Raw genomic sequence first — 23,856 nt, forward strand, 5'->3', positions numbered from 1 at the left:
CGCATCGCGGACGAGGCACCATGCGGAACATGTGGCAGCGAGGCGAGCGCGCTGGCGCACGCGGTTTTACCCTGATCGAAGTACTCATTGCGCTCGCGATCGTCGCGATTGCCCTGGGCGCGGTGCTGAGAGCGATCGGCGCGTTGAGTACGAACGTGGAGATGGCGCGTTCGCGTCTGCTGGCAATCTGGAGTGCCGACAACGTGCTCAGCGAGATCTCGATTGGACAGCAATGGCCGGACCCTGGTCAAAGCACGTTCTCCTGTCCGCAAGGGCGTTACCGGTTTGTCTGCCGGCAAACGGTGACCCAGTTGAGCAGCCCATTGATCCGGCAGGTCGAGGTGCGTGTCTACGGCTATGCCGCGAGCGCCGACGTATTGGCCGACGCGGCAACGGTGATCCAGAATGAAATCCGTCGCTAGAGGTATCCGTGTCCGTCCGCGTGCAGCGTTCGGCTTCACGCTGATCGAAATGCTGGTTGCCATTGCGCTGCTGGCTGTGGTGGCGATGCTGTCGTGGCGCGGTCTCGATGCAACCATCCGCAGCCGCAACGACATCGTGGAGAACCTCAGTCAGACACGCGAACTGGGCAAATACTTCGCGCAGTTGCAATACGACGCGCTGAACGTCGTCGCACCGGAAGAAGTGTTCGGGGCGCCGTTGCGGATGCGGCCTAACGAGCTCGTGCTGGTCAGACACCTCGGCACCGGATCTGGCGGATTGACGCAATTACAGGTGGTCCGTTATCAGCTCAAAGGTCACGAGTTATTGCGCAGCGCTTCGCCGCCGCTCTCGTCCCTGTCCCAGTTGAACGACGCCTTGCAGAACATGGACACATTCGCCGGCGTGGTCGTGAGCGACCAGGCGCGCGCTATGGGCATCTCGGTATGGCTGGCGCCGGGCGGCTGGACGGACCGGCAGGCAATCATCTCCGACGAGTACGCGCGCTTTCTCTCTACCCATGGCGTCTCGACGGTCGCGACCCGCGCCATGCCATTGCCCCGCGGAATTCGCCTCACGGTGACAACGGTTGCGCCGGTCGCGGAATACGTTAGAACGGTTCCACTGGGCAGATAGCGCATCGCAGGCGAGTCCCCGAATAATAGTACGTACAACTGGTCATACAGTTGTTGGGATGCAGCCGTTAATCTGCAGAAAGCTGTAGCGAGCAGCCGCAAGACTTAACGACTGCGTGCCGGGCGGCGGTGCCGTGACGAGGCGCGCGACGACATCGAGGACATTGGGAAAATGAATCCGGAACCCTCATTGAACGACCGGGCCAGCGGGTCCGCGTCGGCAGGTGCTGCAAGCAGGCTGCCGCGCGGCGACATGTCGCTTGCCAGAGACCTGCATGGCAAGGGGCAATTCGATGCGGCCGCCCAGCAATACGAAACGGTGCTGGCCGGCCAGCCCGATCACGCCGAAGCGCTGCATCTGTACGGCGTGGTGCAGTATCAGCGAGGGCGGGCGGCGGAAGCAGAAGCGCTGCTGCGCCGTTCGGTGACGCTTACCGCCGAGCCGATGGCGCTCACCGATCTGGGCGCCGTGCTGGCCGCCTCAGGCCGCGTCGACGAAGCCCTCAAGCGCTTCGAGCAGGCGCTGGAGATCGAACCGCGTCACGTTCATGCGCTGGTTCGCCTAGGCAACACGCTCGTCGGCATGCAGCGCTACGAGCCGGCCCTTGCCGCTTATGACCGGGCGCTCGCGGTGTCGCCGCTGGTGCTCGATGCGCTATGCAATCGCGGCAGCGCGCTGCGCGCGCTAGGCCGTTATCTGGAAGCGATTGAAACCTACGATCGCGCCTTGACGGTCGACCCGCGCTCGTATGAATCGCTCTACAACCGCGGTCACGTTCTGCGCGATCTGCGCCGCTACGCCGAGGCACTGCAGAGCTACGACCGTGCCATTGCGATCCGGCCGGGTAACGTCGCGATGCTGTCGATCCGCGGCCGAACCCTGGTGGATCTCGGCCGTCCCGCCGAGGCGCTTGCCAGCTTCAACGAAGCAATCGCGATTCAGCCGGACTTTGTCGAAGCGCTCTACAACAGCGCCGTCGCGCTCGAGCGCCTGGGGCGCGCGGCCGAAGCCGTGCAACGCTGCGAGCGCGTGCTGCTGCTGGAGCCGCAGCATAGCCGTGCGTTCGCCTGCCGCGGCAATGCATGGCTGCAGACGGAGCAGTACGCCGCCGCCTTGCGCAGCTACGATCAGGCGCTCGAAATCGATCCGCGCTCGGTGGAAGCACTCTGTAACCGGGGCACGGCGCTGCGCTTTCTCGAACGCTACGAGGACGCGCTGCAGAGCTACGATGCCGCGCTCGCCGTCGACAAGGGCTTTGCCGAGGCATGGGGCAACCGCAGCAATGTGCTGCAGGATCAGCATCGTTACGAGGATGCGATGGCTTCGCTCGATCGCGCGCTCGCGCTGCGCGCCGATCATCCGACGAGCTGGTTCAACCGCGGCAACGTGCTGTACGAGATGGGCCGCCAGGACGCGGCGGTGCAGGCCTACGACAAGGCGATTGCTCTGGACCCCGGCTATCGCGATGCGCATTTTGCGCGCGGCTCGTTGTACCTGGCACAGGGCGACTTCGCACGCGGCTGGCCCGAATACGAGTGGCGCGTGCGCGACCCGAACGGCGAGCACAGCAGACGGGTTTTCACACAACCGCTGTGGCTCGGCGAGGAGCCGCTGGACAACAAGACCATTCTGATTCATGCGGAACAGGGCTTCGGCGACACGTTGCAGTTCTGCCGCTACGCGGCGCTGCTTCACGAGCGCGGCGCCCGTGTTGTGCTGGAGGTGCAGCCGGCGTTGAAGACGCTGATCGACAGCTTGCGCACGCCTGTGCAAGTGGTGGCGGCAGGTGAGTTGCTGCCGCCCGTCGATTACCACTGCCCGCTGCTGAGTCTGCCGTTTGCGTTCAAGACGGAGTTGCAGAGTATTCCTGGCAAGGTGCCCTATCTTTATGCCGATGCAGAACGGATGAGCAACTGGGACAACCTGCTCGGTCCGAAGCGCGGCTTGCGCATCGGCGTCGCGTGGTCGGGCAACCCCTCGCATCGCAACGACCGTAACCGCTCGATCGCACTCGTGGCGCTTCTGCCGCTGCTGCGGGAGCCGAATGTCGAATGGATCAACCTGCAAAAGGTGGTCCGCGAGCGCGACCGCAGCGTGTTTGAGCAGGCGCCGCTGCGCAGCTTCGATGACGACATCGTCGACTTCGCGGATACCGCCGCGCTGGTGCAATCGGTGGACCTGGTCATCGCCGTGGATACCGCCGTCGCTCACCTTGCCGGCGCACTGGGCCGGCCCGTGTGGGTGCTGCTGGCCGAACCGCCCGAATGGCGCTGGATGCGTGCGCGCAGTGATAGTCCGTGGTATCCCGAGGTCAGGCTTTTCCGCCAGACGGTGGCGGGGCATTGGGGCGACGTCATCGACGCCGTCCGCAGCGAACTCAGGACGCTGTCGTAGCCAAGGAAGTGCAGCAAACGGATCGCCGCGCGACAGCGGTGACAGGTGTGGCTTATCGAGGGATGAAGGATGCGATCAGAGGCGGAAAAAGAGCAGCCGGCTGCACCGCATGCCCAGTTGCAGCCTGGCGCCGCAGGCACGTTGTCGAGAGATGCCGCCTGGGAGGACAGTGTGCTGCGGCATGCACGGGCAGCGCACGAACGAGGGGCGCTCGCCGACGCGGAAGGGGGCTACCTCGAACTGCTTGGGGCTAACCCCCGGCACGCCGAGGCATTACACATGCTCGGCGTTCTGCGGTTTCAGGACGGCAATCTGAAGGATGCCGAAACGTTGATACGGCAATCCATTGAATGGAAACCCGCACCGCTCTCGCTGGCGAATTATGCCGCCGTGGTGGCCGGGCTTGGACGCCGCGAGGAGGCGCTAGGAAGACTCGAAGAGGCGCTTGCGCTCAACCCGGTGCATCCTCGCGCGTTGTTGCAGCGCGCGGGGATTCTCGCGGAGTTGCAGCGCCACGAGGAGGCGGTGGCGGCCTATGATCGCCTGCTGGCGGTGGCACCTGCTTTCGTGGACGGACTGTGCCGGCGCAGCGCTTCGCTGCGTGCCATGGGGCGCCTGGAAGAGGCCCACGCCTCATGCGATCGCGCCTTGACGATAGACGGCCGGTCGTTCGGTGCGCTGGCGGAGCATGGACATGTACTGCGCGCGCTGGGCCGCCACGAGGATGCCGTCACGAGCTTCGGCCGTGCGTTGGCGGTGGCGCCGGGTAACGCCGCCGTGCTGTTCGTACGCGGCATGAGCTTTCTCGAACTGGAGCGGCCCGAACTGGCGCTGTCGAATTTCAACGAGGCCCTCGCGAGCGCGCCTGATTTCACGGACGCGCTCTACAACAGCGCCGTGGTGCTGGAGCGGCTGGGCCGCAACGAAGACGCGCTGGCGCGTTGCAACCGGGTGATTGCCCTCGATCCGCAGCACGCCAGGGCACACGCCAATCGCGGCAACGTGCTGCACAACCTGGGCCGGATTGCCGAGGCCGCCGCCAGCTACGAGAAGGCGCTGGAACTGGAACCCGATTCGATCGAAGTGCTGTGCAACCAGACCAATACCTTGCGGCGTCTGGATCGCCGCGAGGCCGCGCTGCAATCTGCGGAACGCGCGCTCGCGATCGACCCGGGCTTTCTCGCCGCATGGTTTGCCCGCGGCCGGGTGCTGCAAGGGCTGCACCGCTACGAAGACGCGCTTGCCAGCTTCGATAAGGTGCTGGCGACAACGCCGGAAAACCCGTTCGCACAGTTTCATCGCGGCAACATGCTGATGACGCTGCGCCGCCATGACGAAGCGGCCGCGGCCTTCGGGCGAGCCATCGAGATCGATCCGGACTATGTGAATGCCCACTGCAACCTCGCGTTTCTCTGTTTGTCCATCGGGGACTTCGGCCCGGGATGGAAAGAGTACGAGTGGCGCTGGAAAGACCCGCAGATGTTCGGCGATCTCCCCAAATTCGCGCAACCGCGCTGGACTGGCGAAGAGTCGCTGGATGGCAAGGTGATTCTGCTGGGCGCCGAACAGGGTCTCGGCGATACGCTGCAGTTTTGCCGCTACATACCGCTAGTGAAGGCACTCGGTGCGAGGGTCGTACTTGAGGCTCAACCGGAGTTGCGCGGCGTGCTGGCGACGCTGGACGGGGTGGATGAATTCGTCGACCGCAAACGCGGCGCGGTGCTGCCGCCGTTCGATGTGCATTGCACGCTGCTCAGCCTGCCGCTTGCGCTGGGGACGGAGCTTGCGACGATTCCCTGCGACGTGCCATATCTGCACGCCGAGCCGGAGCGCGTGGCGCGCTGGCGAGACAAATTGGGCACACCGACCCGTCCGCGGATCGGCCTCGTGTGGTCGGGCAATCCGCGGCATCTGAACGACCGCAATCGCTCGATTTCCCTCGCCAGCTTGTTGCCGCTGATGAGCGACGCGTTTGAATGGATCAGCTTGCAGAAGGTGGTGCGTGAGGAGGACGAACCGATTCTGGCCTCGTCGGCGCTCAGGCATTTCGGCGACGAACTCGGCGATTTCGCGGACACGGCGGCGCTGCTTGAGACCGTGGATTGCGTATTGAGCGTGGATACCTCCGTCGCCCACCTGGCCGGGGCGCTGGGCCGGCCGCTGTGGGTGATGCTGCCGCATACGCCGGATTTTCGCTGGCTGCTCGATCGCGAGGACAACCCCTGGTATCCCCAGGCTCGGCTGTTCCGCCAGTCCAAACCGGGCGACTGGACGGATGTGTTCGAGCGTGTCGGTCACGCGTTGACGTCGGTGCGGGCGGCAACCGGTGTCGCCACATTTGCATGAAGGCGGCCAACGGTCTGCGGGGGCAACTACTGGGAGAGCAGTGATGAGCGCTGAGCACAAGGGCCTGCAGGGACCCGCGATGTTGGCAGGCACGAGTGCCGTGCGCGCAGCGGTCGGGGATACGTTGCTGCGCGCGCGAGCGCTGCTTCAGCGCCGCGAGACTGCCGCTGCGCAACGGCTCTATCAAGGGGTGTTGCTGATCGATCCGGATAACGTGGAAGCGTTGCATCTGCTGGGCGTTGCCTGCCTGCAGGCGGGTGATGCGAAGCAGGCTGAGCCGCTGATTGTGCGTTCGCTAAAGCTTGGGCTTGGGCGGGCATGGAATATCGCCAACCATGGTGCCGTGCTGGTTGCCCTGGGTCGCTACGCCGAGGCGCTTGCCGTGCTGGACAAGGCGTTGCAGCTCGACGCGAACTGCGCGCCGGCACTCCTCGCGCTTGGCAATGCGCTGCTTGCGCTTGGCCGCTGGCCCGAAGCCCAGGCGGCGTACGAGCAGGCGTTGGCGAATGCGCCTGGATTGCCCGAAGCCTGGTGCAATCGCGGCAAGGTGCTGCGCGCGCTGAATCGACCCGCGGACGCAATGATCAGCTTCGACCGTGCATTACGGCTCGAGCCGGCGAATGACGAGGCGCGTACTCATCGCGGTCATGCCTTGCGCGATCTGGGCCGCACCGAGGAAGCCCTGCGCAGCTATCAGCTTGCTCTGGTGGCGCGACCGAAGGCGCCGGAGTTGCTGGCGCTGTGCGGCTCCTTGCTGACGGATCTGGGCCGCGATCTCGAGGCGCTGGGGTGTCTCGACGAGGCGCTGCTGCAGCGGCCCAACGACGTTCAGCTTCTCTATCAGAGCTGTGTGGCACTTGACCGGCTGCATTCCCACGCGGATCTGTTGACGCGTTGCGACCGGCTGCTCGCGCTTGCGCCCGATCATCCGGTGGCGTGGCTCGCGCGCGGCAACGCGCTGCAAGGGCTGCACCGCTATCCGGAGGCGGTGGAGGCCTATGGCAACGCCGTGGCTCGCGATCCGAGCCTGACCGACGCGTGGCGCAACCATGCCTCGGCGCTGCGCATGCTGGGCCGTTATGCCGATGCCCTCGACGACTATGACCGGGCGTTGGCTAAAACGGGCGCAAATGCAGAACTGCTCTACAACCGGGCAGCCACATTGCAGCAATTGGGCCACTACGACGAAGCGCTGACGAGTTATGAAGCGGCCGCGCTCGTCCCAGCCGAAACCGCACAGGCCCTCTACTCGCAAGCCATGGCGCTGCAGCAGCTACGTCGCGATAGCGAAGCGCTGGCGTGTTACCGGCAGGCGCGGGAGACCGACCCGAATCACGGCATCGCGCGCCGCTCGGAAGCGTTTTGCCGTCTGCTGACCGGCGACTTTGCTCAAGGCTGGTTGCAACACGAAAGCCGCTGGTCCGCCGGCGACACCATTTTTCACCGGCGCTATACCGACCGGCCGATGTGGCTGGGCGCGGAACCGGTGACCGGTAAAACCGTGCTGCTGCATGCGGAGCAGGGCTTCGGCGACACCTTGCAGTTCTGCCGGTATGCGCCGCTCGTTGCGGCGCTCGGCGCGACCGTTGTGCTTGAGGTCCCCTTGGCCCTGAAGCCGTTGCTCGGCTCGCTGCGCGGCGTCGACCTGCTGGTTGCTCAAGGAGGCGTCACGCCTCCCTTCGATCTGCATTGCCCGCTGATGAGCCTGCCGCTGGCGTTCGCTACGAACCTCGATACGATTCCCGCCGAGGTGCCTTATCTGCAAGCCGATCCGGGGCGACGTCAGGCGTGGCGGCAGCGTCTGGATGAGGTGTCCGCCCCGGGGCGTTTCCGGGTGGGTCTCGCATGGTCCGGCAATCCGCGCCACAACAACGACGAAAACCGCTCGATTCTGTTGGAACACTTTGCGCCGCTGTATGGTCTGGACGCCACGTTCATCAGTCTTCAGCCCTTGGTGCGTGAACGCGATAAGGCTTGTCTTGCGCAAAGCGGCATCGTGAATCTTGGTGCTGAGCTGAGCGACTTCGCCGATACGGCCGCATTGATTGACGCGCTCGACCTGGTGATCTGCGTGGATACCTCCGTGGCGCATCTCGCCGGTGCGCTAGGCAGGCCGCTCTGGGTGCTCCTGCCGAGGGTGCCGGACTGGCGCTGGCTGCTCGACCGGGACGACAGTCCGTGGTACCCAACAGCGCATCTTTTTCGACAGGATAAACCCGGTGATTGGCCGGCCACGATAGGGAACGCTGCGCAGGCGTTAAGCGGATGGATAGCGGAGAAACGCGCGCAGCGCTAACACCCGCGCAGCCTGGCGAAAGAATTGTCCAGGTATACGAAATATGAAAAGTTCTACGTACAAATTCTGGAGTCCAAAAGGTATGTAACATCCGAAATACGGTTGCCACGCCGGATAAATAACATGCGGCCAGTTAACGCGGCCCTTGGGGTCGCTATCTGGCCGTATCCGTAACAACGACGTTCGGGGCGTTGAGGGGTGCGGTTATATCTCCTCTTTGCCCAGGATAGTCGGCGATGAAAGCACGTGGACGCGCACAGAAACAGACCAGCCCTTTCCCTGAGACGATCAGATCAGATATTCGCCCGCTATGCCGGGCCATTGCGATGGTGGTAGCGGCAAGTGCTGTGTCCGGTGCGGCGCATGCAGCAGGTCTTGTCAATCTCTCCAACATCAGTTCGCAGAGCGGTACCGCGCGCGCCGCGGCCGGCACGCCTGGCCTTGCGAACCTCGGCGTGGGGGTGTCCCCGCAACAGGCGCTGCAATCGAGTGCGCCGTCCATCCGTAACCTCGCCACTGCCGCACAAGGCATCGCGCAACAGATCGCCGCGCAACAGGCCGCTGCCGCTGCGGGCGCAACGACGCCGTCGAATGTGCCGAACGGATTGGCAGTGGGTGGCTTGCAGGTGGCGCCGGGCATCACGTTTGTGCCGGAGTTAAACGGGAACCAGACTGTCCTGGTCAGCCAGAACACCAATATCAGCAGTCCGCTGCTGTGGGTCAACGCGTACGGGCCGCAACAGACGGTCAATCCAAACGGCTCAGTCACCGTCAATGTTCAGCAAACCTCGCAGAACGCGGTGGCGACGTGGCAGACGATGAACGTCGGCAAGCAGACCACGCTCAACTTCGATCAGTCGGGCGGCACGCAATCGAACGGCGCCAACAACTGGATCATTCTTAACCGCATCGAGGACCCCAGCGGCGCGCCGAGCCAGATTCTCGGCAACATCACGGCCCAAGGCACGGTGCTCGTGATCAACCGTAACGGCATCCTGTTCGGCGCGGGTTCGCAGGTCAACGTGCATTCGCTGCTGGCGTCGTCGCTGGACCTGCTCAATAGGGACGACTACATCGTTGCGAACGCCCCGACGATCTTGGGCGGCGCGCCGCTGGTTTCCGGCAACCTGGTGCAGGACGCGGCGGAAATTGTCGCGAGCAACCAGTTGTTTCTGAATCTGCCCGGTACGACCGACGGCGGTCTCGCGGCACTTGAAGCGGGGACGTCTTCGACGACAACATCGGGTAAGGGCAATCCCAACGAGATACTGGGACTCGGCAACAATGTGTCGGTATCGTCGGCGAACCAGCTTCAGACGCCTGGCAATATCACCATCGCGCCAGGCGCGTCAATTACGACGAGCGCGGATGGTTCGGCCAGCGACGGTGGCTTCGTGCTGATCGCGGCACCGAACGTGAACAATGCCGGCAGCATCACCGTCGCGCCCGCCGGCCAGGTCGTGCTGGCGGCGGGCATCGGCGTCAGCCTGATTCCCGAGACTAGCAATCCGCAGGTGCTGATTCCTCTATTGAGCGGCAGGGTGGGGATCCCGACGGGCACGTCGACTTCAATCGATATCACGCCGGCTGGATCGCTAGTCAATACCGGCATCATCCGGGCCGACCGCGGCAATATCGACTTGCTGGGCAGTAGCGTTGCGCAGAATGGTGTGGTCGGTGTTACGACGAGCGTCAACACGCCCGGCAACATTTCGATCTCGACTGTCGACGAGTACGTGGCCAACACCCCCACAGGGACCGCTTACACGGGCAGCGGCGGCGTCGTCACGGGCAGCAACACGGGACTCCCTACCAGTCGCGCTGGACAGTTGACTTTCGGCCCTGGATCGGTGACTGCGGTGTTGCCCGACACGGACGGCGAGACGGCGACGTCCACACCGGGCGAGAGCACCTTCACGCCCGGCGGCGTTTCAATGACGGCGGGATCAGTGTGGTTCCAGTCCGGCTCGCTCGTCGAAGCGCCCGGATCAACCGTTTCAGTTGTGGCGCTGACGCCATCCGCCGCAGGGGACATCACGCCTCCCGGCGATACCGCGGTGCAGGGACGTATCTATCTGGATACCGGCGCGATCATCGATGTGTCGGGACGTGCCAACGTCGAGTTGCCGATTTCCGATATCTTGCTCGATGTCGGAACGATCAATGAGAACGACCTCGCCAACTCGCCGCTGTTGCGTAACACCTTCCTGAATGGGTTGAGCGGCGTCGTGGTGGACAGCACGCTCTCGGGAACCTCGAGCGACGGCGTGCAGTGGGTAGGCAGTCCCATCCTCAATCTCGCGGGCGCCGTCGACCTGATGCCGCGCACCGTAGACCAGCTCCTGATCAACGGCGGCACGATTACGCTGAGCGGCAACCAGGTGATGACGGCTGACGGCTCGTCGCTCAACCTGAACGGCGGCTACATTCATTACCTCGGCGGCGTGGTCAACACCACGCGGCTGGTCGACGCAAACGGAGCAATCGTGCCGATCGGCGAGGCGAGTCCTTACGATACCTATGTCGGGATTGCCGGAGAGTTTGTCGATAGTCACCCGCGCTGGGGTATCACCAACGAATGGTTCAATCCGCTCCTGAGCGGCGGCGCGTACGAGTCCGACTACATTGTGGGCGGCAACGCGGGCACCTTGAATGTGTTCGCTTCGCAGGCGATGGTGCTGGACGGCGATATCACGGCGCAGTCCTTGAGCGGTGAGAAGCAGGTACAGGGCAACGACCAGTCCACGGGCGGCTCGTTCAATCTGGGAAGCCTGGCTCTGGCGTCGTTGACACAGGGTCCCAATTCGTCCACCACAGGTGAGAGCGGCACGGTGATCCTGCAGGGGAGCGCGCCGGAACTGAACGACCTCCCATCCAGCACCGGAACCGCGTTTACCGCCAATACGCCGCTGGATTCAGCCGCGCTAGGAACCTTGTCCAGCACCGATCCGCAGAACGTCCTTGCGACCACCGTCGTGCCGGTCAATACGCTCAATAGCGGCGGATTCGCAAACGTCAGCGTCACGGAGAACGGCACGGGCAGCGGCATTGTGGTCGCGCAAGGTACGCAACTCGCCGTGCAGCCAGGCGGCTCGATCAAGTTCGTTAGTCCCGGCGCGGCCGTCAGCGTGTTGGGCAGTCTGATTGCGCCGTCCGGCGTTATTTCGATTTCGACTGGCGGTGGCGGCGGTAGCGACCCGGCTGGCGGCGGAATTCTTGTCGGACCAGACGCTGTTCTCAGTGTGGCCGGACAGTGGGTCAACAACGACGTTGCCGCGGCGCCAGGCACGACGCTGGGTGACAGCGAGTACATCAACGGCGGCACGATTACTCTGACCACGGGGTTGGCGAGCGCGGTCAACAGCAACGGCACGGTGGTGACCGACCGGACGGGCTCGATCGTGCTGCAGTCGGGAAGCGTGGTCGATGTTTCCAGTGGCGGAGAGATCCAGTCCAACGGCCAGATGCTGATGCAGAACGGCATCCCGGATGGCACCGGCGGCAGTCTTGCGATGATCACCTACTCGACCAATACGACCGATTCCTACGGGGGCGGCGGCGGTCCAGATCTGCCCACCACCCAGCCGACGGCCGGCCAGATTGTGATGGATGGCACGATCAAAAGCATGGGATTCGCGGGAGGCGGAACCCTGACATTGCAGGCGCCCGGTTTTCAGATCGGCGGTGATCCGGCTCAGGCACCGGCTGGCGATCTCTACCTGCCGACGGATTTCTTCGCGCAGCAAGGTTTTGGCAAATACATCCTGAACGCCCTGTACGACGCGACGGTTGCTCCTGGCGCCACGGTGCAACTTACCCAGCAGAACCTGCTGCCTGATTTCGTCGCCTTGCAGCAGACGGCAACGGGCGCCGATATCACGGCAGCCGGCCTGACAACGCCCGGAACGCTTGATCCTTACCACCGCCAGGCAACCAGCCTTGTGATGACTGGCGGCGCCTATTTGGATTGGGAAAACAAGGCGAAGTTCACCCCCGATTACGCCGGCGTAACGGGCGGGGTGACCGTGGGCGCGGGAGCATCGATCGTCGGCGACGCGGGTGCGAGTATCGGCCTGGGCTCGCCCGCGCAGGTGACGGTTTTAGGTTCAATCGTCGCGCCGGGCGGCTCGATTACCCTTTCGGCGGACTCGGGGGGGAATGGGTTTGCGATGCCGGGGCAGTTGTCGTTGGACTTCACGTCGCCGAGCCAGTCGGTCTGGCTCGGCCCGAATGCCGTACTCGACGTGGCTGGTGTGGCGCTTACTAATCCGCTCGCTGCACCGGTGAAGAACGGCTTGCAGACCGTCGTTCCCGACACAGGCAAGGTACTGCCTGGCGGTTCCGTAACAATCTCGGACGACTCGGGCTATGTGGTGGCACAGGCAGGCTCCGTGATCGATGTCTCGGGCACGTCGGCGAACTTCGACGAGCTGCAGTCCAACGGCCGCTATGCTTCGCAGCAGGTATGGAGCGACGCGGGTTCGATCACGCTGGGCGCGGCGAGCGGCCTGATGTTCGACGGTACCTTGCAGGCGCAGCCCGGTGCGGCACAGGCGCAAGGCGGTACGCTGACCATTTTGCCCGATACGACGGCGGTTACTCTGACTGGACACCCTGACGAGTCTAGTCCGGGCGCGCAGATCCTGATCCTGCAACAGAGCGGCAATTTCGTCCCTGCCGGCCTCATGCCAGGACAGAGCATTGCCGGCGTGGTGGGGGCCGGTGGCGAAGCCACGGGTGTACTGCAGTTCGCAGCAGATCGGCTGACGGGTTCCGGGATTGGCACGCTGGTGATCGGCATCCTCGGGAACAGCGCGTCAATACCGGTTGCCTTTGCCGGCAATGTCGACCTGAATCTTTCCAATGCGGTCGAGATCAATACCCCGCAGATAACTGCATTGAGCACCGCCCAGGTCTCCTCCCTGGAGAAGGGAACGGCTAACGTCGCGTCACTGCTGGGCGACGAGCCTGGGGCGACAGCACCGACCTCAATCGGCAGCACTGTGACGATCAATGCCCCGTATGTGGCGCTCATCGGAACAACGCTGTCAGCTTCGTCTCCAACCGCGCTGGTGGAAGCGGCGGCGGACAGCACGCTGAACGTCAACGCGTCGTTTATCGATCTGGAAAATCAGTTCGAGTTGAACAACTTTGGGCAGGCCAACTTCACGAGCAGCGGCGATATCCGCCTGAGCTCGACGAACGTGGCCGCGAGCGGAGCGAATGCCTTGGCGCCGGGCGAGCTGTTTACGCCCGGCAATCTGACCTTCAAGGCCGCAGACCTGTATCCGTCCACGGGCAGCGCCTTTATTCTCGATGCGGTCGGACCGACCGAGAGCGGCGCTCCGGCGCCGACGACCATTACATTCCTCGGCAACGGTTCGTCCGGGGTGCCTCTGTCGGCGGGCGGCGCGCTGCTGGTTGACGCGACGGATATCGTGCAGGCAGGCACGGTGCGTGCGCCCTCGGGCAGCCTGATTTTCGGGGTAGGCAACACGACCGATACGACGACACAGAGCGAGTTCAACGCGCTGCCGCTGGTCGCAACGAATTCGGTCTCGCTCGCCAACGGCAGCGTGACCTCCGTGTCGCTCGACGGCACGATCATTCCTTACGGCACAACGGTCGATGGAGTGGAATGGCAGTTCAACCCCATTCCCGGCCTGAATGCCGGGCCCGATGTTACGGCACCGCCCGCCAAGTTCGTCAGCGTCAACGGCAGCAACGTGTCGCTTGATCCGGGTGCGACGGTCGACCTCTCCGGTGGCGGCGACCTGCAGGCCGAAGAGTGGGTCTCGGGCACAGGCGGTACTCGCGACGTGCTGTCGCAATACAACATCAGCTATGCGACGTCGACGACCGGCACGGCCGTCCCGGTGAATGTGGGTGCGGCCAATGTGTACGCCATCCTGCCCGGCGCCCAGTCGTCGGTGGCTGCCTATGATCCGGTGTTCGCACAAACAACCCAGCCTCAGACGGGCACAAGCGGGACGGTCGGCACGATCACCGACAGCATCGGGGTCGGCAAAGCGGCGCTGAATGTTGCCACAGGCACTTCGGTGTACCTGTCCGGCGTACCGGGTCTGGCCGCCGGTTACTACACGCTGCTGCCGGCCGAGTACGCGACGCTGCCGGGTGCGTACCGTGTGACGGTGTCGAGCAGCAGCGGCACGGTCACGCCGGGGGCGAGCATGACGTTGCCCGACGGCACGGTGCAGGTGGCCGGCTACACCGGCAATGCGCTCACCGGCACGCACAGCGCGACGCCCACAGTGTTTGACGTGCAGTCCTCCGCTGTGTGGCAACAGTATTCGCAATACACGCTGACCAGCGCCAACAGCTTCTTCCCGCCGCTTGCTTCGAGCGCCGGCGATGTCACGCCGCCGCTGCCGATGGATGCCGGTCAACTGGTGCTGGCGGCCGCCCAGGGGCTGACGCTCGGCGGCACGCTCAAGACGGCGGCCGCGCCGGGTGGTGCGCCCGCCGAGGTGGATATCGCCTCGCAGGCGATCCAGATTGTCGGCAGCGGCGAAGCGGCCTTGCCCGGCTATCTGCAGATCAGCGCGGGGCAACTCGATGCACTTGATGCCGGCAGTCTTCTGTTGGGCGGTATCCGCACCCAGACGACCAGCGGCGTGACGATCGATCCGGTTGCGACAAGCGTGGTGTTGTCGAACGACGCGGCCAACCCGTTGAGCGGGCCCGAGGTGATGCTGGTTTCGGCGAACACTGTGCAGGTCGACTCGGGCAGCGTGATCGCAGCACAAGGCGCCTATCCGGCGGCGAAGGATGCGCCGATCACGATCAGCGCTAATGCCGCCACGAATACAAGCGACGGCGCCTTGCTGATTGTCACGAATGGTGCGGATTCGGTGGTCACGCGATCGGGCACCGTGAACGGCACGGGCTTACTGACGGTAGGAGCCGGCGCGACGCTCACGGGCGGCCAGGCACTGACGCTCGATTCATCGGGCAACCTGAGCTTCGATCCCGCCGCGACGCTATCGGGCAATACGATTGCCATCGACGGTTCGGCGATCAGCTTTACGAGCCAGACCGGCGCAGCCGCGGCGGCACTGCCCGGCTTCGTAGCCGGGCCGACGCAACTCGCGCAACTGGCAAACGCTCAGGATGTGATCCTGCGCAGTACAGGGACGATGTACTTTGACGGCACGGTCGATGCAACCTTCGGCAAGGACGTCGATTTGAGCGCCGGCTCATTCTCGAGCAATGGCGGAGCGGTCACGATCAATGCGCAGGAAGTCGCGTTCACCAACGAAGTCGGGGCAACCGTGCCGACAGCCACCATGGGGTCAGGCACGCTCACGGTCAATGCGGGCGAGATCGACTTCGGCACGGGTGACAAGACGACGGCGGGTTTCGGTTCCGCAACCTTTAACGCAACGGGTGGCATAGTCGGTCAAGGCAACGGAAGCTTCGGCTTCGGCGCGCAGCCCGTCACGCTCAACGCACCGATCTATCTGGCCGATACCGGTTCGAGTTCGACGTTGACTACAACCGGCACACTGAATCTGAACAGTGGTGGGGGGACCGCCCTCACGCTGCAGCCGTTAGGCGGCGCATTCTCGTTCATTGGCGGCACGGTGAACGTCAACGGTGCGACCATCGATGCGCCGGCAGGCAATGTCAGCATGGAAGCGACCAGCGGGAATTTGAACGTCAACAGTGGTTCGACCATCAGTTCGGCGGGCTTTTCGTTTCCGTTCTTCGACATAACCGAATATGTACCGGCCGGCTCGATTTCCCTGACGTCCGATGTGGGTTCGGTCAACGTCGCAGCGGGGTCGACACTGAATTTCTCGGGAGCGAACGGTGGCGGGACGGCGGGCAGTTTGACACTGTCAGCACCAGATCAGACGGTGAACCTGGCGGGCACCATCAAGGGCAACGCGGCGAGCGGTTATCTGGGCGGTTCGTTCTCGTTGAACACGGGCGGTGCGGTCGATCTCGACAATCTCTCTAACGAGCTTGCGTCGAGCGGGGTGAATGACGCGATCACGGTGCAGACCAATGCCGGCAACCTGACACTGTCGGCGGGCAATACGCTGACTGCCCATGTGGTTTCGCTGACGGCCGATGGTGGGGCAGGAGGGCAGGACCCGAACAACGGTAACGTGCAGATTCTCGGCACGATCGACGCGAGCGGCAACGCAGGCGGGATAATCGACCTGTACGGCAAGAGCGGTGTCAATCTGCAGGGCTCGCTGATCGCGACGGGCTCGAGCGCGACCGAGCAGGGTGGCACCGTCAACATCGGCACGACGGGTAACGGCAGTACCACCAGCCTGAATTCGAACTACGGCTATGAGAACGTGCTGCCGGCGGACTCGGGTGTCATCACGGTAGGCAACAACGCGCTCATTGACGTTTCGGGCGGCACGGCAGGCGGCCTGTCGGGCGGCACGGTGAACTTCCGCGCACCGATCCTGACTGACGGCACCGTGAACGTGACGATCGCGCCGGGCGCGCAGATCAAGGGCTCACGCGCGACGACGCTGGCGGCCTATGCAGTATGGAGTACCGACGATCAGAGCACCAACGCCGCGCAGCACTTTGACGGCATCGTCGATCCGGCGGGCTGGTACGACAGCAGTGGCAATCTGGTTGCGGGTACGTTCACGAGCCAGGACGGCACCACCACCATCACCTACACGCCGGCGAACGGCACCACGCCGGCCAGCCTGTCGAACGAACCGGGCGCAACAGCCGCTCAGGTGGCCGCGGATCTGGCCTTGGATCTGGAGACCGATTATTTCGCACCGGCGAGTGGTGCGGCCGACACAAACCATCAAGTGTTCTATGGTTACCAGGCGGACGGTACGACGCCCGGCACGCTGATGGGCTTCGTGGAAAAAGGCGTACAGAGCGTAGCGAACCAGTTTGCGGGGACGAACGTCGCGAACTTCGCGGTGGCGCCCGGTATCGATCTGGACAACCCGGATCCCAATATCAACGGCGGCAATATCTCGATCCTGACGAACTGGAACCTGGGTGCAGGAAGCTCGCCCACTAGCCTGGCATTCCGCTTTGACGGTCAGGCGCCGATCATCACATTCCGGGCCGAGAACAATGTTGAAGTGAAGGCGAGCCTCACGGACGGGTTCTTCCAGATCGCCAATCCAACGGGTACGGGTTTAACGGCGACCGCTCCGGCCTATTCGAACCTCTACACGCAGGATGCGGCGTTATATACCCCTGGTTCGAATGGGTTCTACTACGGCGGATACTATCTGCAACACGGTCGCGCCTCACCCATTGCGGCTCCCGCCAGTAGTCTCAGTGTTCCACAAACCTCTAGCCAGGCCGAGGAGTACTACGGCCTCTACAGCGCATACCTCGCATATTTGCTTCAGCCGCTCGATGGTACCGAGAGCGCATTTAGCGGCCTTTCCGGGACCACCCCAGTTGCAATTCTCGACCTGTCTGGTGCTAGCGGCCGTGTGACTGGCTGGACGTTGAATCCGATTGCCAGCAATCAGCCGACACTGACGAACCCGGCTCCATCGGCGGATGACCCAGCTGCCTACCTGAAATACCTCGCAACCTACAACACATATCTCGATAGCGAAATCACGTACTTTGAGACCACCGGCGTCGCTCCGAATCTGGTGTGGGTGCAACCTCCTCCGCTGCCGGTTGCCAACGGCAGCGTGCTCCCTCCGGGGACGAGCATCACCGTTACTCCGGCCGCAACCGAGAACTCGCCGTCGCCGGTCGCCACTGCCGGCAATATCCTGCCGCTTCTGACGGCGTCACTGAACAAGGGCAACAGTTCCACGTTTAATGTCGTCGCCGGAGCGAACCTGGCGAGCGCCAACCCGCTCGCTTTGCAGGCCGCCGCGCTTTTCTCGGCATCATCCACCAGCACTCCGTCTGGCTCAGTCATATTGAGTGGAAATTTCGCCTACGACAACGCCAACAATCCCAACACGCCAAATGATCTGACGTTACTGGCCCCGACGATGATACGCACGGGTACCGGCTCGATCAGCGTGGCGGCGGCGAACGATGTGTGGCTGTTCGACCCGACCGACACACCGACATCGTTGCTGGGACAAACTGCGCCGTTGCTCATGTCCGCACCGGGGGTGATCTACACAGCCGGTGCACCTGCACTGGGGGCGCCGCTTGGCAGCACCGATTCAATAGTCCTTGGATCATCGTCGAGCCAGGTGCCCGATCTGATTGTCACGTCTGCGGTCAATCCTGACGGTGCCGGGAACGTCTCTATCGTGGCGCAGAACAACATCACGGGTATGGAAAACGTCGTCGATGCGACGGGTGCCGTGACCGGTAAGGCGGGCCAGAGCCTGAGCCAGTTCTGGTGGCAATGGATGGAGGTCACCGGTACCCCGACCGTGGTTCAGATCGGAGGTAATAACACATACTTGCCGATTGATCAGACCTCCATCGATTTCGGTGCATTCGATCAGGGCGTGATGAGCGTGGGGGGCAACGTTTCCGTCTCGGCCGGTGGCAATATTTCCGACCTGGCTGTGTCGTTACCGACCACGTGGTACCTGAGCAGCAACGGCACGCCCGTTACCGTCGGCGGGGGTAACCTGACCGTAAGCGCTGCCGGCAACATACTCAGTGGCGATTACTTCGTGGCGAAAGGCACAGGGACAATTACGGCAGGAGGTCAGATTGCTGCGGATTTCAGCACGTTGAACGGTTCATCAATGACTCCCGTGGCCACATTGTTCGCGACCCAGGATGGGGTTCTCGACATCAGCGCCAGGCAAGGCGTCGATATCGGTGGCGTGCTCGATCCGTCTTATGTTGAAGGCAATACGCTGATCAACAGTTATCGTCAGCATGCCGATTTTCAAGGGTATTCTTCGACCTCCGCAGTGAACGTCTCGTCGACGACGGGCGATATCGATTTCGGCACGTTGAGTGCCATTGGGTTTATCGGCGGTGGCAGTAGCGTTACGGGAGCCCCCGATTTCTCATACGTTCTGCCCGCGACCGTCAATCTGACGGCTTTTACTGGTGGCATAACCGTGGCGTCCGGTGGGGAGCTCTATCCGTCAGTGACGGGCAATCTCAGCCTGATTGCCGATCAGTCGATCAATCTATCGAACCAGAGCGGATCGCTCACCGCATTCGGCATGCTCGACATTGATCCATCGTTAATGCCTTCGCCGACGGATTTTGACGCGACCGTTCCGGAGCTAGGTACGGCAGCGAGCGATAGCGATGCGGCACACGCTCAGACTCCCCTCCATGAGTATGACCCGGTCCCCGCGCGCATCTACAGTCTGACCGGCAGCATCGTGGATGGTTTTCTCGAGCCGCCGGGAGCACAGTTCGCCGGCTTCTATGATGACCTGGTTAATGTCGTGGTCGATAAGCCCGCGTCGATCGAGGCCGGCCTGGATATCGTCAATCTGTCGTTCGAGGGACAGAATCTGCGAGACGACGACGTTACGCGCGTTGTGGCAGGACGGGATATCTACGACACGCCATTAGTCAACAACCCTGTTGTATTGCCGAATCTACAGCTCGGTGGGCCGGGCTATTTTGACGTCGAAGCTGGACGCAATATTGGTCCCTTGACTAGCCAGCTACAGGTGACCGACGCTGGTTACATTTCTCCGGTCGCAGGCAACGCCGCCACCACCGGCATCGACGCCGTGGGCAACGCCAATAATCCGGAGTTGCCGCACGAAAGCGCCAACGTCGAGGTATTGTTCGGCGTTGGGCCAGGCATCGCCGATGCGAACTTCATCTCAACCTATATCAACCCCTCGAGCGTGGTGCCTGGAATCACAGGAACCACGCAGGCGTTGATTGCCTTCATGGAGCAGTACGATGAAGGACAGGTCGTGGATACAGGATTGAAGTCCCAACAGGACGCACTGCAGAATCGGTTTGGTACGCTGGACGCCGCGCGAGCGTGGGCACAGTTCCAGACACTGCCGGCCTATGTTCAGCAACTGTTTGTCGAGCAGGTTTTTTTCAGCATCCTGACGCAGGTCGGGAACGAGATCAACGATCCTACCAGTCAGTATTTTAAACAGTATGCGAGAGGCTTCCAGGCGATCAACACGCTGTTCCCTGCTTCATTGGGATACACGGCGAACGATCTTGGAGGCGGGGCCAACGGAGCGAACGCACCGGTTCAAACAGGCAATCTCGACATTCGCGGCTCGACGATCCAGACGCAGCAGGGTGGCAATATCTCGATCCTTGGGCCGGGCGGAGAGGCGTTGGTCGGCAGTTCCTCGGCGCCACCTGCTACCGCCAACGCCGGTCCCGGCACGCAGGGCATCCTGACGCTGGAGCAGGGCGATATCGACATCTTCACCGATCAGAGTCTGTTGCTCGCACAGAGTCGCGTGTTCACCGAGCAGGGCGGCAACATGACGATCTGGAGTTCGAACGGAAATATCGATGCGGGCAAGGGTTCAACCACCGTGGCGGATGTCCCGCCACCCGAATACGTGTGCGACGCGAATCACTTCTGTACGCTGGACGCCAAAGGAGAGGTGACGGGCGCAGGGATTGCCACGCTGCAGACCATTCCCGGAGCGGCAGTGGGTAACGTCAACCTGCTCGCGCCGCGGGGTATTGTAGATGCGGGGGCGGCGGGGATACGCGTGTCGGGTGATCTGAATGTGGCGGCGCTGCAGGTGCTGAATGCAGCCAATATTCAGACTCAAGGTAAGCAGACCGGTGTACCTACGCCGCCGGCGTCGAACGCGGGTGCGCTGACGGCAGCGAGTGCCGCGACCTCGGCCGTGACGCAGATCGCTCAGAACCTGGTGAATAACAATGCTTCGGGTATCGCGTCGCGTCAGTGGGTGATTTCGGTGGAAGTCGAAGGGTTTGGCGACGATGCGTCGTCGGATTCGGATTCGGACGCGGCACGCAAGCGCAAGCAGCGTCAGAAGTAGCAGGCATTAAAGCATCGCGCTGGTCGATCGGTGACCTGCGCGATGCTTGACGCTGCTGCACGAGCAGTATTCCTGATCTTCATGTGAAGTTCCTCCACGATCAATACGACCGTGAGCGAATAGCACAAAAGAAAAATCTCCCGCCCCGAGACGTTACGGGGCGGGAGATTGGAGCGCGATACCGAAGCGGCTAGCGCCATGTGGTGCGCATCAGATTAGCGGCCCGAGCCGGACGTACATTCGGTGCCGTTGATGTTGAGATTGAAGCCGCTCGTGTTGCTCAGGAAGTCGGCCGTGATCGCCGACACATAGGCCGTCGGCACGTCAAAGCCGTTGCCATTGACGACCGACGTAAACTCCGCGGTCGAGTAGTGGTCTGTCAGGAAGTTCACCAGGCTGGAGGCGACGGCAGGGGTAGCGTAGCACTCGCTGAGAATGATCTGGCTTGTTCCGGACACCGGATAACCCGTGGTCGGATTGGCGGAATTCGGTACCCAGTTCGACTGGTTCGCCGCTTTCAGCGCGGTGTTCGGAATGCTGGTTTCCACGGTCTTCACAGCAGCATCAGCCTGCTGGTACGTCGGAGCGATGTCAGCCGTGCCCAGCGGGGAGTTGGTGATGAAGCGGTTCACCAGGCTGGCGACTGCCTGGGTAGCCGTAGCCGACGAGCTCTGCGGTGCGAGGAACGTGTTGGTGTAGTCCGGGCTGATATACGCCACGCCGCTGGGGCTGCCCGACGTCGTTTGCGACGCGAGCGACACGAGTTCACCCTTCACATTGCCGCTGCCGCTTTCGCCGACGAAAGTAGCACCGGTCGGGAAGCCGCTCGGGAAGTTGGACGTGAACGTCTGCGTTTCCAGGAAGGTGATACCTCCTGTTTGGGCGGTCGTGCAGACCTGAGCCAGGTGGCGCGTCAGCAGATCAGTCGTGCCGCTGCCATCCGAACGGTAGATCACCTTGATCGGTGCGCTGAGCGCGAACAGGGAACCCGTATCCGGGTTGGTCACCTGATGCCAGTTGGTCAATGCGCCCGAGAAGATGCCGCACAGATCGCTGTCGTTCAGCGCGACGCTGTGCGTTTGATTCGGGGTCGTTTGCGGTCCCAGGAGCGTGTCGGTCGACGACGTGGGGCCATTCACGTAGGCGATCGTAATCGGCGTCGTGATGAAGGGAATCTGGATCAGCGGACCACCCTTGTCCGTCGTCGCAAACGTGCTGTTGTCGTAAGACGTGATTTGCGTCGTCGACAGAGCTGCATCGCTGTTGGCGTAATCAACAGAGCCGGTCAACGTGGCGTTGAAGAACGTCGCGTTGTCGTTCAGGAAGGCGTTTTGGCCCGTGCCCGAGCTGGTGATGAAATACGTCAGCGCGAGCGTGTCTGCGCCGAAGTCGCCGATTTCCGTCGTGATCGACGGGCCGACCAGCGACGAACCGCCGCCGAGAACAACCGACTGAGCCATCGCCGAAGATGCGCTAATAGCCGAGAACACCAGAGCAGCAGCAATACAGGATTTACGCTTGTTGAAATTCATGACACATCCCTCGAAGTTGAGAATGGCAGAAAAGCATCCAGTGCAGCCCGCGACGTCGGCGAACCGCAGAGCAAATATAGATTTGAGTTCCCTGCCGGGGAGTTAATCTTTTACGAAAGATTAAAGTCGCTTTGGCAACCGAAGGTACGGACAATTACGTTTCACATACGGTGTTACGCAACATGAGAATAAAATTCGCGATTTTTATTTGCAGTGAATAAATTTCCGAAAAATAGAAAGTCAGATAATGAAATTGTCCGTACTTTTATTCACCGTCTTTTAACCGTTCGTCCGGCCGGAGCCGACCTCATCGGGTCTCAATCGTCGAACAGCCGGCTTTCGCCCGGCTGGCTGCTCGCCTGAGCGTCCAGATCCATGAACTGCGCGAAGGTCGCCGCCTCCGCCACCATGACGCTGGCGAAGGTCTCATGCAGGAACGCGCCGCTCATCGGAACCTCCGCCCAATCGAGCAGATGGCTGGCGTTCGGGAACATGGAATGGTGCGAGGCCCGATAGCGCAGGCGGAACAGCCGCGGCGCAGCGCTGCGCGGCTGGCGCAGATCGGCAATGTTCTGCACCGAGGCATCGAACACAAAACGAAGCCACGAAGGGTGCGCGGCGCCGGGGTTCTGCGCAATGAATGCCGAGAGCACGAGCAGCACGTACGGAATGTCCTGCTGGGCGAGCGTGGGGCACGACCACATGTGCAACACGTCGGCTTGCGCAATGCCGTGCGTGAGCCTCACCACGCTGAAACTGGGCACGTGCCGGCGGATTTCCGCGAGATGCTGTTGCCAGTGCTGGGCGAACTCGTTGCGGCGCTGATGCCCGAGCGCCGCGTCGTACGGATAGATTGTCGTGAACGTGCTGGTGACCGGCAGCATGCTGTTCACGAGCGGACACTGCGCGCGTTCTCCCGCAATGTGAACGAAGTGAGCGGTATGCGCACGGTCCTGCATGTGCGCAGCGTGGACGTTTTCGCCACACACGGGGCAGCGCAGCGGCGGGTGCTCGAGCGGATCGTCGCGGCCGGCAGCGTCAAGACACTGCTCAGCGGTGACGCGCCGATGGTCCGTCGCATCCAGCGCGTACGTCAGGATCGGCTTCTCTTTCATGGTAATGAGCCACGGCTCGCGCGGAGAGACAGGCATTTATAAATGTTTCGTCCCGCCATAGGCTTCGCTTTTAGTTGATTTAAATGTCGATAATCGTATCCACCGGTCAAGTCTCTTGCGTGAAAGATAGTACGTATACTTTAATTTGACTACGCAACCGGCATATTTCAGAA

Annotated in this window: 8 protein-coding genes; 6 read left to right on the forward strand and 2 right to left on the reverse strand. The window is 62.6% G+C overall.

From position 1 onward, the window contains the following. Positions 1-20: 20 nt before the first annotated feature. The 6 genes from gspI to BUS12_RS04385 all read left to right on the forward strand — a co-directional run bounded on the left by gspI (position 21) and on the right by BUS12_RS04385 (position 21,036). Positions 21-422, forward strand: coding sequence for a type II secretion system minor pseudopilin GspI (gspI, locus tag BUS12_RS04360; protein ID WP_074294408.1), 402 nt, complete (start codon positions 21-23; stop codon positions 420-422). After that, positions 406-1,077 carry a PulJ/GspJ family protein gene (locus tag BUS12_RS04365; protein ID WP_074294409.1) on the forward strand — a complete coding sequence of 224 codons (672 nt, stop codon included), beginning with the start codon at positions 406-408 and terminating at the stop codon, positions 1,075-1,077. The genes gspI and BUS12_RS04365 overlap by 17 nt, the downstream gene beginning before the upstream one ends. Positions 1,078-1,248: 171 nt before the next feature. Further along, on the forward strand, positions 1,249-3,471 hold the full coding sequence (locus BUS12_RS04370; protein WP_074294410.1) for a tetratricopeptide repeat protein: 2,223 nt from the start codon (positions 1,249-1,251) through the stop codon (positions 3,469-3,471). A 69-nt stretch (positions 3,472-3,540) separates the two neighbouring features. Further along, complete coding sequence (locus BUS12_RS04375; RefSeq protein ID WP_083640239.1) at positions 3,541-5,817, forward strand: tetratricopeptide repeat protein; 2,277 nt, start codon at positions 3,541-3,543, stop codon at positions 5,815-5,817. Positions 5,818-5,860: 43 nt separating this feature from the next. Continuing rightward, entirely contained in the window at positions 5,861-8,113 is a 2,253-nt protein-coding gene (locus BUS12_RS04380; RefSeq protein WP_074294411.1) for a tetratricopeptide repeat protein, read from the forward strand. Between the two features lie 236 nt (positions 8,114-8,349). Further along, positions 8,350-21,036, forward strand: coding sequence for a filamentous haemagglutinin family protein (locus BUS12_RS04385; RefSeq protein ID WP_083640240.1), 12,687 nt, complete (start codon positions 8,350-8,352; stop codon positions 21,034-21,036). Between the two features lie 215 nt (positions 21,037-21,251). Here BUS12_RS04385 and BUS12_RS04390 read toward each other — a convergent pair whose 3' ends face one another. Continuing rightward, positions 21,252-22,568, reverse strand: coding sequence for a substrate-binding domain-containing protein (locus BUS12_RS04390; RefSeq protein ID WP_074294413.1), 1,317 nt, complete (start codon positions 22,566-22,568; stop codon positions 21,252-21,254). A 317-nt stretch (positions 22,569-22,885) separates the two neighbouring features. Further along, a complete protein-coding gene (locus BUS12_RS04395; RefSeq protein ID WP_074294414.1) occupies positions 22,886-23,719 on the reverse strand; it encodes a hypothetical protein in 834 nt (277 codons plus the stop codon). Positions 23,720-23,856: the final 137 nt, after the last annotated feature.

This window comes from Paraburkholderia phenazinium (assembly GCF_900142845.1).
GTDB classification, from domain to species: Bacteria; Pseudomonadota; Gammaproteobacteria; order Burkholderiales; family Burkholderiaceae; genus Paraburkholderia; species Paraburkholderia phenazinium_A.